Below are 14,321 nucleotides of genomic sequence, written 5' to 3' on the forward strand. Positions count from 1 at the left end.
CTGAAAATAGCAAGAAGAAAGGGACGCGCCTTCATAGGCTGTCCCGGAGCCCATGAAAACCGCCTTTGGTGCAACCCGTGCCAAGACCTTAATCACAACGCACAAAAATGACGCAAATTTAATCACCGCAAAAATGTGATTGACATTTGTGCATGGCTCGTCGTAAATTCTACATACAGTCTTTGACTGTAAATACCCTCCTTGGGTGTTTCCTCCCTAGACTTAGCCGCGCGAACAGCGCGGTTTTTTTGCCCGCGATTCCGCCGGCAGGCGCATGGCGCAGATAGCCCTCGCCTTTCCACGGGCCAAACAAGCTCCGCGAGAAAAATTTCGAACTATCGGAAAGACAAGACTATTCGGCCGCGAGCGCGCTCATGCCACCGGAAAAATCGCCGACATAGTCGGCCATCTGGCGCATGAAGGTGGAGAGCGCTGCTGCGATGACCGGAAACTCGCGTTTCTTCTCCAGCGTCGTCTCATCGACATAGAGCGCACGGTTGATCTCGATCTGCAGCGCATGCAGACCACGCACGGGGCGGCCGTAATGTTCGGTGATGAAACCGCCCGCATAAGGCTTGTTGCGCACCGCCGAAAAACCCATCCCGTCGAGAAAATCCAGTGCCGCCCGCGACAGCTCGGCGGACGCACTCGTGCCGTAGCGGTCGCCGATGATGAAGTCGGGCCTAAGTTCCGAACCGGAAAGCCGGATATTGCCCGGCATCGAATGGCAGTCGATCAGGATTGCAAGCCCGAAGCGCGCATGGGTGCGCGCGATCAGCCGGCGCAGGCAGGTATGATAGGGCTTGTAGATCGCCTCGATGCGAGCCAGCCCCTCCTCCACAGACAACCGCTTGCGGTAGATCTCCATATTCTCCGCAACGATCCGCGGGATTGTCCCGAGGCCACCCGCAACGCGCATCGAGCCGATATTCACAAAAGGCGGCAGCGGCCCGTCGAACATGCGCGGATCGAGCTCATAGGGCTCGCGGTTCACATCAAGATAGGCGCGTGGAAAGTGGGCTGCGAGAAGCGGCGCACCGAGTTCGGGCGCATCCGCGAAAAGCTCGTCGACATAGTGGTCCGCGGAGCGGCGGATGGAGAGCGAATCGAGATTGCTGTTCTGGAGCAGGTCTTCCGGATAGTGCCGGCCGCTATGGGGAGAATTGAAGACGAACGGTATGGTCTGCGCTACAGGCTCCCTGACTTCGAACTGCTGCCCGTTTTCCAACCGTTCAAAGTCTCCCGCGGCGTGATCCATCCTGCCTTTACCATGTCACGAACAAGTCCTGTGGGTATGTTGCCAGTTGCCTGACGGCAAGTCCATATATTATCTATACCCCACCAAACGCCGATCCAGGCCGGTTAAACGGAAATTTACCGTAAGCTGGCATGATGGAAGGCTCATACAACCCCTGGCATGCACGGATAGCGGTCCCGAAGATGATACAGAAAATCCTTCTCGCCGAAGACGACAACGATATGCGCCGTTTTCTGGTGAAGGCCCTGGAAAAGGCCGGATACAAGGTCGATTCCTTTGACAATGGCGCCAGCGCCTATGACAGGCTGCGCGAAGAGCCCTTCTCGCTCCTCCTGACCGACATCGTCATGCCGGAAATGGACGGCATCGAGCTCGCCCGCCGCGCGACCGAACTCGACCCGGACTTGAAGGTCATGTTCATCACCGGTTTCGCCGCCGTTGCGCTGAATTCCGACTCGAAGGCACCGAAGGACGCCAAGGTCCTGTCGAAGCCCTTCCACCTGCGCGACCTCGTCGACGAAGTGAACAAGCTTCTCGCCGCCTGATCCGGGCATCGCACGATCTGATTCCGGCACGCCCGAACACGGAAAATTCCGATTTCGGGACGCACCACGCGGTCATCCACAACCGCGAAAACCCTTGAAATGCGGACCTGTCAAAAAAGCTTCGCACTTCATCAAAAAACCGGTTGACGGCCCGACCGCTCTATGGTCTATGCGCCGACATCGGATGGGCGTGTAGCTCAGCGGGAGAGCACTACGTTGACATCGTAGGGGTCACAGGTTCAATCCCTGTCACGCCCACCATCCTTCCTCCTCGGAGGATAAAGCAAGAGCCCCTTACGGGGCTTTTTCTTTTTCAAGCAATGACTTGCCCCAAACAAAAGCCCGGCTTGCGATGCAGCCGGGCTTGTTGGTTTCAGGATGGCTATCTACTGCCAAGAGGACTGGGCGAGCCGCCGCTTGGCGCTTGCTACTATCTCAGGGACTTGTTCTCAGGATGATAATGTCTGGTTCACAGGCAACTGTCGCCAATGAAACGCCGGAAAGGGTGAGTGTGTCCGGGCTCGCTGCGGTTACAACGCCAGCTTGCCCGTTGTTTTGTCCGCCAATTATTTTGATCTCGTTCCCAACCCGAAAAATCCCGAAGCCGGCATCCTGAACCTGCACAGTATCAGGCCCCGTGAAACGCACATGAGAACTCATCAGATATCGTGAAGACGATCCACTACGAACGAGGAAGCGGAAATGCTCCGGCCCGATCGTGTGCCCCACCTGCATGTATATCTGGCGCAAGCGATGCACATGGGGATCATTAAGCCTCAAGCCGATATTGGCTGTCACGAAAGCTGCATCGTAGGATGATGCACGCCCCGTGCCCGCCGTCGTAGCAGGCACCGGAACGTCTGTCATCAGCGCCGCCCCGATGATTTCCAATTGCAACTTGTTGTAGCAGAGATTGTCAAATGCCGCACGCTCGAGATCGAACAATGTTCTCACCCCAAGCTTCCACAGGGCGCCAATCGCTTTCGGACCCGCGGAAGCACAAAGCTGCGCTTGCGCCACCCAATCCATGATCTGGTAGACACCATAAGGCGTCTCAACGAACAGCATAAGCGGATTGGCCGCTGCTAGGTTCTGTGTCGACGACAAATGGTAGTCAGAGAGGCGATCGCGCGTTTCCGTATCAATACCATCGATTAACTCGATGGGCGTTGCCTCAAAGAGCTTGAAGATCTCAGGATTTTCCCGTTTGAAATTGCTCAAGCGGCTCTTGGTCATCAGCCAGCGGATCGCAGCTTGCGGCAGGACACCAGCTGTGAAGCAGAGTATGATCGCCACTGACGGCCAAGAAGCGGAGGCGTTTTTCGTATCGGCCGTATTGGAGTAATCAACGAGATAGACGACCGCCACGATCAGCACTGCCGTGCCGACACCGGCAACGATACTGATGGTGCCCTCAATGATCATCGCGGGACTGAGGTCGAAATTATTGATGGCCCGGTATACCTGGCGGATCTCCGTTAGATAGGAGCCCAAAAGCGCGCTGCTCATGCCATAAACCCATAGCGGCAACTTTTCGCACGATACGGCCGCGTCTTTCAAACATTCCGCAACATTAAGGTGATCGAAGGTTGCCGGCAGGCGGGCTGAAAATATCGCCGCAAAACAAAACCAGCATAGGGATCCAACAATCGCGAAGAAAGGGATGAGAGACAGAACCCAGTCTCTCGTGCCAAAATCCTGCGGCTGCCGAGTGGATGTCTGGCTATCCAGAAAATACCTGAACTTCACAAATTCAAACGATGGGAGAAGCCTTGGCTGGCCTGACACGGCGGAGGTGTCAAAGACCGCTACAAGATCCCGGATAACCTCTTGTCGTCGCCGTTTGACGGTTCCTCTAATCAGGATCAGAGCCGCCGGGAGCACCACTGCAAACAGCAATGCGGCGATAACCGCCGGCCATGTATTCGTCATTTGCTTATTCTCCCCCAGTGCGCCGCGCGGCTTTGCCGAGCGTTGAAAATGCATCCCCCTGAGAACTAGAATAACCGAATGCTACGCCTGCTTTCTACCAACGAGGCGCAATTTTAAATTGTATAAAATAGAAGACCCAGCTAAATGTATCAAAGTGGTTGCCCAAAAACAAAAGCCCGGCTTGCGATGCAGCCGGGCTTGTTGGTTTCACGGTAGATTTCGGTCTTTCGATCGAGCCGTTGCGCTTCAGAATTCATCCCAGTCGTCAGCGTTACCAGCACCGACTCCGGCCGCCGCCGCCGCCTTCGTTCCGAACGCATTCGCAAGCCTGTCGACCATGCCGCGGGCCGGCGAGGCCTTGGGCAGTGAATTCTCGCCGGCAGCCTTCACCGAAGCCATGCGGCGCAGGTCGGCTTTCAGCGATTGTGCTGTTGCGGAGAGCGACGGAGATGCAGATCGGTGCGCCTCACCTCGCGCATGCCCGGCTCCTGCCGGCACGCCACCTTGCAAGCCTCCCTGTTGCGTCTGCGCGGCCTCACCCTCTGCCCCGAGTTCGAAGCGCGACACGAGCTCCCTGAGACGTCCCGCCTCGTTGGCAAGCGTCGCACCGGCAGCGTTCGCCTCTTCCACCATTGCGGCGTTCTGCTGGGTCACCTGGTCCATCTGGTTGACGGCATTGTTGACTTCGGCGAGGCCCGTCGACTGTTCGCGTGCCGAGGTGGCGATCGCGTCCATGTGCTGGTTGATCGTCACGATATAGGCCTCGATCGTCTTCAGCGCCTGGCCGGTAGCGCTGACCAGCTTCACGCCATTGTCGACCTCCGTGGACGAATTGCGGATCAGGTCCTTGATCTCCTTGGCAGCGGTCGCCGACCGCTGGGCGAGTTCGCGTACTTCCTGGGCAACGACGGCAAAGCCCTTGCCTGCCTCCCTGCCCGTGCCGCTTCGACACCGGCATTGAGGGCCAGCAGATTGGTCTGGAAGGCGATGTCGTCGATCACCCCGATAATATTGGAGATCTGGCCGGAAGACTGTTCGATATGCCCCATGGCCGCAACCGCATTGGCCACGACGGCACCGGATTCGCGAGCGCTGTCATTGGCCTGGATCGCCACGACGCGAGCCTCGTCTGCGCGCTTGGAGGCGTTGGAGACATTCGCGGTGATCTCGTCGAGCGCCGCCGCCGTCTCTTCCAGCGAGGCCGCCTGCTGCTCGGTGCGTCGCGAAAGGTCGTCGGCGCTGTGGCTCACCTCGCGGGCGCCGCTGTCAATCGAGCCGGTGGCACCGGCAACGGCTGCCATCGTCTCGCGCAACTGATCGACCGTGCGGTTGAAATCCGCCCGCAGACCTTCGAAATCCTGGGCGAAGTTTTTGGTCAGGCGGAAGCTGAGGTCACCTGCCGACAGATGCTTCAGTCCTTCGGCCAACCCTTGCGTCGCCTCGGCCATGGCCACAGCACGGTCGCGCTCCTGCGCGGCATTTCTCTGCCGCTGTTCCTCGCTCTCGTTGCGCTGCGCCTCGGCATCCGCCTCCAGTGCGCGGGTACGAAGCCCGTTATCCTTGAACACTTGCACGGCCCGCGCCATGCCGCCGATCTCGTCGCGGCGGGCAGCGTCGGGAATGTCGGCAGAAAGATCGCCGCCTGACAGCCGTCCCATCGCGTCACCCAGCGCCTGAATCGGACGCACCAGCCATGCCCGGATGGCAACGAAGCTGATCGAGGAGATGACCAGCAGGGCGATCACGACGCCGCCGATCGTCGCCCAGTAGATGGTGCGGGAATCGGCAGTCAGCTCGGCGCTGCTGTCGCTGGCGCCCTTTGCCAGCTGGTCCACCTTGTCGTTCAGCGCTTTTGACATCACCTGGAACTGCGGCTGGCATTCGCGGAAGAAGACGTCCATCGCGCTCTTCATGTCGAGATAGGTAAGCGCCTTGGTGCCGAGCGTGACAGCACTGCCGCAGGACTGGTCGAGCACATTGACCGCCTGCGCCTTCAACTCGGCCATCGCGCCATCGCCAGGAAGCGCTGCGGCAGCCCGGTCAACATAGCCGATGAAGGATTCTCGCGCCGTGGCGAGTTCCTCGAGCGCCTTCTTCTCCTGTTCCTTGTTCGATGTCAGCAGGATATCGCCGACCGCGCCGCGGATTGTCTGAAATGTCTGGCTCGCCCGTGACAGCGAGGTGGATGCTTCGCCCTCCGCCGTCACAAGGTGATAATAATGGGCATCGACCCTGAGGATCTGGCTGCCAGCATAATAGGCGAGTGCCAGCGTGAACAGGCCGAAGGATGCAAGCAGCACGAAGAACTTGCCGGTGATCGAAATGTTTTTCATCGCAAACCCATGACGCGTGAAGGAAGAAAGCGTGAAGGCAAGGCGGCCCGACCCATCGAAAGCCGATGGTCGCATATGCTGCAATGACGTTCCCCACTCCCAAGAACGCGAGCATTCTACCGCTACAACTTTTACCATGGGTTAAAAACGCGGCACCTCATGCAACCTTTCGGGGATAAATATGACATGCTGCCAAGGTGACGAGGCGGCACGTGAATTACCGTTTGGTCATATGTTCCAGCTACGATCGCAGCTATCGAGGTCGCTCCCATGACAACGGGGCCGGGAAGCAGGTACGCGTCGCATGGCACAGTATAAATACCCAACCCACCTCGTCGCGGTGAAGTCCTGGGCCTTCGACCAGGAATGGAAACCCGGCCAGATCGTCAAGAACGCCGGCATCTATCGCTGTCGGACCTGCGGCGACGAGATCGTCGTCGACAAGGGCGCCGCCATTCCGCAGCATCACCACGAGCATACTTTGCTCGGGCCGGTCGTCTGGCAGATGCTTGTCTTCGCCCAGAAGCATCCCGGCCGATAACTCTGTCTCTCCAGCGAAAAAGCCGCCCATCATGGGCGGCTTCGTCATTTCATGATCCGGGGATTGCCGGCGATCACATGACCGCACTACCGGCCATCAGGGCCAGGACGAGGAACACCAGGAAGATCACCAGTGCGATAAAGAAGAGTATCTTGGCGATGCCTGCCGTCGCGGCGGAAATACCGGAGAATCCGAGGAAGCCGGAAATCAGGGAAATAACGAGAAAAATCAGGGCCCATTTCAGCATGGATTTTGTCCTTCAGGTTGGATGGCCGGATAACGTTCGTCGATGTTCCAGGTTCCATCCGATTGCCCCAATTGGAACAAAATCAGCGAAAGACGTGCGCCCTGCCTGAGACCTGCAAACCGATCTCGTCGCCGACCGACAAATCTCTCGAACTAGGCACCTCGATCGTCAGTGCGATCGCCTGATCGTCGCACAACACGATACGGAGTTCGCAAACAGATCCGCGAAAACTCGCCTCGGCCACCCTGGCCCTAACGCTGCCCTCTGCCTCCTGGACACCGATCTGCTCCGGCCGCAGCATGATCGTCGCCAGGCCTGCAAAACCACTCGCGACATCGGCCGGCAGACGACCGAGAACGCAATCCGCATGGCCGTCCGTGATCCTTGCCGGCAGGATGATCGCCTCGCCGAGAAATGTCGCAGTGGCCGGATCGACGGGCCGGCCATAGACCTCGCGCGGCGGGCCGAACTGCATCAGCCTGCCTGCGCGCATCACCGCCACCTGGTCGGCGAAGGCCAGCGCCTCGGCCTGGTCGTGGGTGACGAGCAGCGTCGCGATCCCTTCCGACCTCAAGACATCGCCGACCGCCTTGCGTGTCGCTGCGCGAAGGCCGGTATCGAGCGCCGAGAATGGCTCGTCCAGCAGCATCAATCGCGGCTTGCGGGCCAGCGCCCGCGCCAGCGCTACACGCTGCTGCTGCCCGCCGGACAATTCGTCGGGGCGGCGCGTTATCATCGAGCGGTCAAGCCCGACCATCTCCATCAGTTCCGCCGCCCTCGCCTGCTTTACAGCGGCGTCCTCCGTCATGCCGAAGGTGATATTACCGGCGACGGAGAGATGCGGAAACAGACATCCATCCTGTGCGACGATGCCGATATTGCGCTTGTGCGCCGGCACGGAAGCGGCACCGTCCACAACTGCCTCGCCATCGATCGCAATCCGCCCTGCATCGGCTGCCTCGAAGCCAGCGATGAGGCGCAGCAGCGTGGTCTTGCCGCAGCCTGACGGCCCGACGACCACCGTACGGCTGCCGCCGGCAATATCGAGATCGATCCCGTCGAGCGCCGTCACCGGCCCGAACTGTTTCCGCAATGCACGAATTTCGACAAAACTCATCGGCCGGCGATCTTCTTCGATTGGTGATGGAGGAGCGCCGTCATCGGCAGGGAAAACAGGATCATCAGCAGCGCATAGAGGGCGGCACCGGCATAGTCGATCTCGCTGGTCAGCGCCCAGAAGGCCATGGCCAGCGTGCGCGTGCCGTTCGGTGCCAGCATCTGCGTCGCGGTCAGTTCGTTCATGATGCCGAGCGAGGAAAGCGCCACGCCGGCAGCAGCCCCGGGTGCTGCAAGCCGCACGGTCGTCGCCCACAGCGCTCTGGCCGGTGAGCGGCCAAGGCTCGCCGCCGCCTGTTCCAGCTCCGCCGGCACCTGCGCGATGCTGGCACGCAGGCTGATCAGCGCGCGCGGCAGGAACATGATGACATAAGCAATCACGATCGTCGCCACCGTCTGGTAGAGCGGCAGCGCCACGCGCACGGTGATCGTCACCAACGCCAGCGCCACGACGACACCCGGCATCGAGCTCGCCAGATAATAACATCCCTCGATCACCCGGCTGCGGCGGCTCGGACGACGGACGGAAAGCCAGGCGATCGGCAGTGCGGCGGCGGTGGTCGCGATCCCACCGACAATGCAGATGACCAGCGTCTGGCCGAGCGCCAGCCCGATCTCGTCCATCCGCCAGATGCCCGCCCCGCCGGCCACCAGCCAGCGTGAAAGCGCCAACGCCGGAACACCGAGCGCGAAGAACACGGCGGCGATCGGAAGCAGAAGGGCGGGATAGCGCCAGGCACCGAGCGCGGTCTTGCACACCTGTCGCGCCACGCCGGGCCCGATGCGGGCATAACGCCGCCGCCCCCTCAGGCCCGCATCGAGCGCCAGCAGCACGAGGCAGCAGAGAACCAGCACCAGCGCCAGCATATTGGCCGCCACACCATTATAGGTGGACTGGAACTGGTCGACGATCGCGGTCGTAAACGTGTCGAAACGGATCATCGCATAGAGCCCGTATTCGGCGAGCAGATGCAGGCCGACCAGCAGTCCGCCGCCGAGGATCGATAGTCTCAGCTGCGGCAGCACAACTCGACGGAACACCGCCGCATCGGAAAGGCCGAGGATGCCCCTGATCCTCCAGCGCCGGATCGAGAAGCCGAAGCGCGGCTGCAATCGGCAGATAGAGGAACGGGAAATAGGCCGTCACCGAAATCGCAATTCCCGCCGACAAGCCATGAAAGCCAGGCCACAGGCCGATCCAGGCATAGGAATGAACGAAGGCCGGAATGGCGAGCGGCGCGACACAGAGCGCCGACCAGAGCCACGCGAACGGCAGGTCGCTGCGCTCGGTCAGCCAGGCGAGCGCGGTGGCGAGCACCGTCGTGATCGGCACGGTGATGAGAACCAGCAGCACCGTATTCGTCATCAGCTCGCCGACGCGCGGCCGGAAGATCAGTTGCGACGCCGTCTCCAGCCCCGTCACCGCCGTCGCCCAGAAGACGAACCCAAGCGGCATCAGCGCCAGTAGCGCAATCACGATGGCGATCAGATAGGTCCCCCGCGCACCCACCAGAAGCCGGGGTCGCGACACGAGCATGGGCCTATTGTCTACGAATGACGTCATGAGGAACCCAAAGCATGTCGCGCAAAAGTGTGCAGCGGTTTCGACAACGACATGCGATAACGCATAAACCTGAAGCATAGAAGCGATCCGCAGGATCGCGACGCGCTTCAAGACAGACGAGACGCCGCAGGTACGCCCTGCGATGTCTCCATGCAACTGCAATTGCGCGCGGCCTAAAGGATGCCGGCCGCCGTCAGCATGTCGGTGACCTCGGCATTGTTGAGCTCGGTCGGCTCGACCTTCGGTGCCTGCAGGTCGGCGAGCGGCACCAGCGCCTTGTTGGAAGCCTCGTCCTTGCCGACGGCATACTCGAACGACGTGCCGTCACGCAGAATCTTCTGGCCATCCTTGCCGGCAACCCACTTCAGGAAGGCCTGCGCCTGCTCCTTGTGCTGCGAGGAAGCAAGGATGCCGCCGCCCGAAATCGACACGAAGGCGCCCGGATCCTGGTTCTTGAAATAGTGCAGCGAGACGTTGTTGCTGTTCTCGCCGGTCTTCGCCTGGTCGCCGAAATAATAGTAGTGATAGATCAGCGCGCCTTCGAACTGACCGGCATTGACGGCCTTCATCGCGGTCGAGTTGCCACGGATCGCCGTGAAGTTTTCCTTCATGCCCTTCAGCCAGGCCGCCGTCTCTTCCTCGCCCTTCAGCTGCAACAGCGCGCCGACAATCGCCTGGAAATCGGCGCCCGAGGGAGAAGCCGCCCAGCGGCCCTTCCATTCCGGCTTGGCGAGATCCATCATCGATTTCGGCAGCTTGTCTTCCGTCAGCTTGGTCTTGTCATAGGCAAAGACGGTCGAGCGCGCGGCAATTCCGATCCAGTGGCCGTTTGCCGGGCGGAACCCGTCCGGCACCTGATCGAGCGTCGCCTTGTCGACCGGCTCGAACAGGCCCTTGCCGTCCACCAGCGCCATGGCCGGCGAATTCTCGGTCAGGAACACGTCGGCGGGCGAGTTCGCGCCTTCCTGAACGATCTGGTTGGCAAATTCCATGTCCGAACCGTTGCGCACCGTCACCACGATGCCGGTCTCCTCGGTGAACGCGTCCACCCATTCCTTGGTCAGCCCTTCATGCTGGGCATTGTAGATGGTCAGGCTGTCGGCGATCTGTGCCAGAGCCGCGGATGGCCCGACAAGCGCGGAAAGGGCAAGCGAAGCGCCTGCCAGAAGAACGGATGCGGTTTTCATGAAACTCTCCCTCGCAAAGACGCGACCCCCAATCGATAGCCAAAGGCGAGGAGCGCAGTCAAGTTTGTCGAATTGGTGGAGAACCGGAAGCATGGGAGGCAAGGTGGCGCGAGATCAGCTATTGCTCAGATGAACACATCAGGAACAAGCCTGCGGAATGTGATGTCGGTCGCCTATCTGGAAAAACTCAATGATGCCCAGCGTCGCGCGGTGGAGCACGGCTCCGAAGTGCCCAACGGCGGCCCGGCCGGGCCTCTGCTGGTCATCGCCGGCGCCGGTTCCGGCAAGACCAACACGCTCGCCCACCGCGTCGCCCACCTGATCGTCTCGGGCGCCGACCCGCGCCGTATCCTGCTGATGACCTTTTCCCGCCGCGCCGCATCCGAAATGGGCCGCCGCGTCGAGCGCATCTGCAAGCAGGTGCTGGGCGCAAAGGCCGGTATCATGACCGACGCTCTCGCCTGGGCCGGCACCTTCCACGGCATCGGCTCGCGGCTGTTGCGCATCTACGCCTACCAGATCGGCCTCGACCCGGATTTCACCATCCACGACCGGGAGGATTCCGCCGACCTGATGAACCTCGTGCGCCACGAACTCGGCTTCTCCAAGATGGAAAGCCGCTTTCCGACCAAGGGCACCTGCCTCGCCATCTATTCCCGCGCCGTCAATTCCGAGACGCCGCTCGACGAAGTGCTGAAGACCTGGTTCCCCTGGTGCCAGGCCTGGGAGCCGCAGCTGCGTGAACTCTTCGCGTCCTATGTCGAGGCCAAGCAGACCCAGAACGTGCTCGATTACGACGACCTGCTGCTCTACTGGGCGCAGATGATGAGCGAGCCGTCGATCGCCGAGGATGTCGGCGCCCGTTTCGATCACGTCATGGTCGACGAATACCAGGACACCAACCGGCTTCAGTCCTCCATCCTGATGGGCATGAAGCCCGGCGGCCGCGGCCTCACCGTCGTCGGCGACGATGCCCAATCGATCTATTCCTTCCGCGCCGCGACGATCCGCAACATTCTCGATTTCCCGAACACATTCGATCCGCCGGCCAATATCGTCACGCTCGACCGCAACTACCGATCGACCAGCACCATCCTCGCCGCCGCTAATGGCGTGATCGAACTTGCCCGCGAGCGCTTCACCAAGAACCTCTGGACCGACCGCCAGTCCGAAGAACGCCCCCGCCTCGTCGCCGTCAAGGACGAGACGGAACAGGCCAATTACATCGTCGAGAAGGTGCTGGAAAACCGCGAGACCGGCATGACGCTGAAACAGCAGGCCGTGCTATTCCGCGCCTCGCATCATTCCGGCCCGCTGGAAGTAGAACTCACCCGCCGCAACATTCCCTTCGTCAAGTTCGGCGGCCTGAAGTTTCTCGACAGCGCCCATGTGAAGGACATGCTGGCCGCGCTGCGTTTCGCCCAGAACCCTCGCGACCGCGTCGCCGGTTTCCGGCTGATGCAGCTCATCCCCGGCATTGGCCCGCAGACCGCCGGCAAGATTTTGGATGCCATGGCATCCGACCCCGAGCCGCTGGCGGCATTGCAGGAAATCCCCGCTCCGCCGCGATCCGGTGCCGACTGGCCCGCCTTCGTCGAGATGCTGACCGCGATCCGCAGGAACGAGGGCTGGCCGGCCGAGATCGGCACCGCCCGCGAATGGTACCAGCCGCATCTGGAACGCGTCCACGAGGATGCCGAAACCCGCAAGGCCGACCTCTTGCAGCTCGAACAGATCGCCTCGGGCTACGCGTCCCGCGAACGCTTCCTCACCGAACTGACGCTCGACCCGCCGGATGCGACGAGCGACCAGGCCGGCGTGCCGCTGCTCGACGAGGACTATCTCATCCTCTCGACCATCCATTCTGCAAAAGGCCAGGAATGGCGCTCGGTCTTCCTGTTGAACTGCGTCGACGGCTGCATTCCCTCAGACTTGGGCGTCGGCTCAACCGCCGAGATCGAGGAAGAGCGCCGGCTGCTCTACGTGGCAATGACCCGCGCCAAGGACCATCTCCATGTCATCACCCCGCAGCGCTTCTTCGTCCACGGCCAGCATTCCCAGGGTGACCGCCACGTCTATGCCGCCCGCACCCGCTTTATTCCGGCAACACTGCTGCAGTTCTTCGAGACATCCGCCTGGCCGGTCGTCGCACCGATGTCCGATGAGGAACGCCGCCACCGCCAGCAGGTCAGGATCGACGTGACGGCAAGGATGCGGGGCATGTGGCGATAAGCCCGGAAGGGCCCTCACCCTAAGCGTCTGTTGACTTCCATCCATCAGAAGCGCCTCATATACATTTCCTGAGGAGGAGGAAGCCATGCCCACCTTCATCATCGAACGGGACATTCCCGGCGCGAGCAATCTCACCAAAGGCGATCTCTGCGATATTTCGGCCAAGTCCAACGAGGTCGTCGCCGGTCTCGGCGTGCCCTATACCTGGATCACCAGCTATGTCGCGGGCGACAAGATCTACTGCGTCCATGAGGCGCCGAGCGCCGACGTGATCCGCGAACACGCCGAGCGTGGCGGCTTTCCGGCGAACAAGATCACGGAGATCAGCGCGGTCATTGGACCGCAGACGGCCAACGCATAAAGGACATTTTCCGAACCGCGCCGGTTCCGTGGGAGGCTGGCATGAGGATCTGTGTTTTCGTATTCTTCTGTGTCTTGGAATTGTGCCTGCCGCTCGCGGCAAGCGCCTTCGAAGAGAAGATCGATATACCCTCGCGGGCTCTGACCGAAGAACAGTTCCTCCGGGGCGAAGTTTCCGCCGCGACTGAAATCACTCTGCGGTCAACGCTATCCGGACCGGATGCCGGGGAAAAACGCCCCGTCGTGATCCTGATGCACGGCGGCGAAGGACCGAGTAGTGGAGCCGTATGGAGCTGGAGCCGGTACCTGAATAGCATCGGCGTTGCAGCCCTCTCCCTCGATAGTTTCACCGCCCGCAATCTCACCAACATCTCCGCCGAACAGGCCTCACTGCCGCAATTCGTCCAGATCTACGACGCCTATCGCGCCGCCGAAATCCTGGCGGCCCACGAAAGGATCGATCCATCCCTCATCGTGATCATGGGCTTTTCCCGCGGCGGCACCGCGGCACTCTATGCGGCGCTGACGCGCTTTCACGACGCCTTTGGGCCAACCGCTGGCAGGATCGCCGCCTATTTACCCTTCTATCCTCTTTGCAATTTCAAGCTGAAAGGCGAGGAAAGCGTCACGCCCGCTGCCATCCGCCAGTTCCACGGAACCGCCGACGACTGGACGCCGCTCGGCCTCTGCGAGGACTATATCGGGCGCCTGACAAAAGCCGGATATGACGCGACGATCACCGCCTTTCCCGGCGCCCTGCACGCCTTCGACAATCCGCGCAATCCCGCCCTCTATGCCGATGCCAACTGGCAAACCTCCCGCAACTGCATGCGCATCGAAAAGGATGGCAAGCTTCTGAACGCAGCCACCGGAGAACCGTTTTCCTATACCGACGCCTGCGTCGAATACGGCCCGAGCGTGCAATACAACGACAAGGCCACCACCGCCGCACAACAGGCGGTAAAGGGCATTATCGAGGGACTGGTGGCCAAGAAATAGCAGGCGG

10 protein-coding genes, 1 tRNA gene and 2 pseudogenes are annotated in these 14,321 nt (G+C 60.9%); 6 read left to right on the forward strand and 7 right to left on the reverse strand.

Annotated elements, in window-relative coordinates; all coding sequences use genetic code 11:
* Window positions 1–352 precede the first annotated feature (352 nt).
* Window positions 353–1,258 (reverse strand): N-formylglutamate amidohydrolase, encoded by a 906-nt coding sequence (locus tag N7E02_RS09595; RefSeq protein ID WP_374730680.1) that lies wholly within the window; start codon window positions 1,256–1,258, stop codon window positions 353–355.
* 182 nt (window positions 1,259–1,440) lie between these two features.
* Between N7E02_RS09595 and cpdR1 the strand changes: the two genes are divergently transcribed.
* Together cpdR1 and N7E02_RS09605 are read left to right on the forward strand one after the other, a co-directional pair.
* Complete coding sequence (gene cpdR1 / locus N7E02_RS09600; RefSeq protein WP_286581664.1) at window positions 1,441–1,803, forward strand: response regulator CpdR1; 363 nt, start codon at window positions 1,441–1,443, stop codon at window positions 1,801–1,803.
* 186 nt (window positions 1,804–1,989) lie between these two features.
* Window positions 1,990–2,064: transfer RNA gene (locus N7E02_RS09605), tRNA-Val, on the forward strand.
* A 174-nt stretch (window positions 2,065–2,238) separates the two neighbouring features.
* Here N7E02_RS09605 and N7E02_RS09610 read toward each other — a convergent pair.
* Window positions 2,239–3,735: a KOW domain-containing RNA-binding protein gene (locus tag N7E02_RS09610; RefSeq protein ID WP_286581666.1), complete on the reverse strand. Its 1,497-nt coding sequence runs from the start codon at window positions 3,733–3,735 to the stop codon at window positions 2,239–2,241.
* A 246-nt stretch (window positions 3,736–3,981) separates the two neighbouring features.
* Window positions 3,982–6,068 (reverse strand): annotated as a pseudogene (locus N7E02_RS09615) (methyl-accepting chemotaxis protein).
* A gap of 304 nt (window positions 6,069–6,372) precedes the next feature.
* Between N7E02_RS09615 and N7E02_RS09620 the strand changes: the two are divergent.
* Window positions 6,373–6,609, forward strand: a complete 237-nt coding sequence (locus tag N7E02_RS09620) for a hypothetical protein (protein WP_286581667.1) — start codon at window positions 6,373–6,375, stop codon at window positions 6,607–6,609.
* A 73-nt stretch (window positions 6,610–6,682) separates the two neighbouring features.
* Here N7E02_RS09620 and N7E02_RS09625 read toward each other — a convergent pair whose 3' ends face one another.
* The 4 genes and pseudogenes from N7E02_RS09625 to N7E02_RS09640 all read right to left on the reverse strand — a co-directional run bounded on the left by N7E02_RS09625 (window position 6,683) and on the right by N7E02_RS09640 (window position 10,723).
* The gene (locus N7E02_RS09625) at window positions 6,683–6,856 is read right to left on the reverse strand and encodes a DUF1328 domain-containing protein (RefSeq protein WP_286581668.1); all 174 of its coding nucleotides are present in this window, start codon (window positions 6,854–6,856) and stop codon (window positions 6,683–6,685) included.
* A gap of 82 nt (window positions 6,857–6,938) precedes the next feature.
* Window positions 6,939–7,973, reverse strand: a complete 1,035-nt coding sequence (locus tag N7E02_RS09630) for an ABC transporter ATP-binding protein (protein WP_286581669.1) — start codon at window positions 7,971–7,973, stop codon at window positions 6,939–6,941.
* A pseudogene (locus N7E02_RS09635) lies at window positions 7,970–9,509 on the reverse strand (ABC transporter permease). The gene N7E02_RS09630 and the pseudogene N7E02_RS09635 overlap by 4 nt, the downstream one beginning before the upstream one ends.
* A 200-nt stretch (window positions 9,510–9,709) precedes the next feature.
* Window positions 9,710–10,723: an iron ABC transporter substrate-binding protein gene (locus tag N7E02_RS09640; RefSeq protein ID WP_286581670.1), complete on the reverse strand. Its 1,014-nt coding sequence runs from the start codon at window positions 10,721–10,723 to the stop codon at window positions 9,710–9,712.
* A gap of 162 nt (window positions 10,724–10,885) precedes the next feature.
* Between N7E02_RS09640 and N7E02_RS09645 the strand changes: the two genes are divergently transcribed.
* The 3 genes from N7E02_RS09645 (at window position 10,886) to N7E02_RS09655 (ending at window position 14,314) form a co-directional block, all read left to right on the forward strand.
* Window positions 10,886–12,955 (forward strand): ATP-dependent helicase, encoded by a 2,070-nt coding sequence (locus tag N7E02_RS09645; RefSeq protein WP_286581671.1) that lies wholly within the window; start codon window positions 10,886–10,888, stop codon window positions 12,953–12,955.
* A gap of 85 nt (window positions 12,956–13,040) precedes the next feature.
* Complete coding sequence (locus tag N7E02_RS09650; protein ID WP_286581672.1) at window positions 13,041–13,316, forward strand: DUF4242 domain-containing protein; 276 nt, start codon at window positions 13,041–13,043, stop codon at window positions 13,314–13,316.
* 41 nt (window positions 13,317–13,357) lie between these two features.
* A complete protein-coding gene (locus N7E02_RS09655; protein ID WP_286581673.1) occupies window positions 13,358–14,314 on the forward strand; it encodes a dienelactone hydrolase family protein in 957 nt (318 codons plus the stop codon).
* Window positions 14,315–14,321 lie beyond the last annotated feature (7 nt).

The sequence above is a fragment of the Terrirhizobium terrae genome, assembly GCF_030323265.1.
Classification (GTDB): Bacteria; Pseudomonadota; Alphaproteobacteria; order Rhizobiales; family Rhizobiaceae; genus Neorhizobium.

Coding starts and splice junctions, on each gene's coding strand:
- N7E02_RS09595 (WP_374730680.1), bottom strand. CDS start 1,258: ATGGATCACGCCGCGGGAGACTTTGAACGGTTGGAAAACGGGCAGCAG.
- cpdR1 (WP_286581664.1), top strand. CDS start 1,441: ATGATACAGAAAATCCTTCTCGCCGAAGACGACAACGATATGCGCCGT.
- N7E02_RS09610 (WP_286581666.1), bottom strand. CDS start 3,735: ATGACGAATACATGGCCGGCGGTTATCGCCGCATTGCTGTTTGCAGTG.
- N7E02_RS09620 (WP_286581667.1), top strand. CDS start 6,373: ATGGCACAGTATAAATACCCAACCCACCTCGTCGCGGTGAAGTCCTGG.
- N7E02_RS09625 (WP_286581668.1), bottom strand. CDS start 6,856: ATGCTGAAATGGGCCCTGATTTTTCTCGTTATTTCCCTGATTTCCGGC.
- N7E02_RS09630 (WP_286581669.1), bottom strand. CDS start 7,973: ATGAGTTTTGTCGAAATTCGTGCATTGCGGAAACAGTTCGGGCCGGTG.
- N7E02_RS09640 (WP_286581670.1), bottom strand. CDS start 10,723: ATGAAAACCGCATCCGTTCTTCTGGCAGGCGCTTCGCTTGCCCTTTCC.
- N7E02_RS09645 (WP_286581671.1), top strand. CDS start 10,886: ATGTCGGTCGCCTATCTGGAAAAACTCAATGATGCCCAGCGTCGCGCG.
- N7E02_RS09650 (WP_286581672.1), top strand. CDS start 13,041: ATGCCCACCTTCATCATCGAACGGGACATTCCCGGCGCGAGCAATCTC.
- N7E02_RS09655 (WP_286581673.1), top strand. CDS start 13,358: ATGAGGATCTGTGTTTTCGTATTCTTCTGTGTCTTGGAATTGTGCCTG.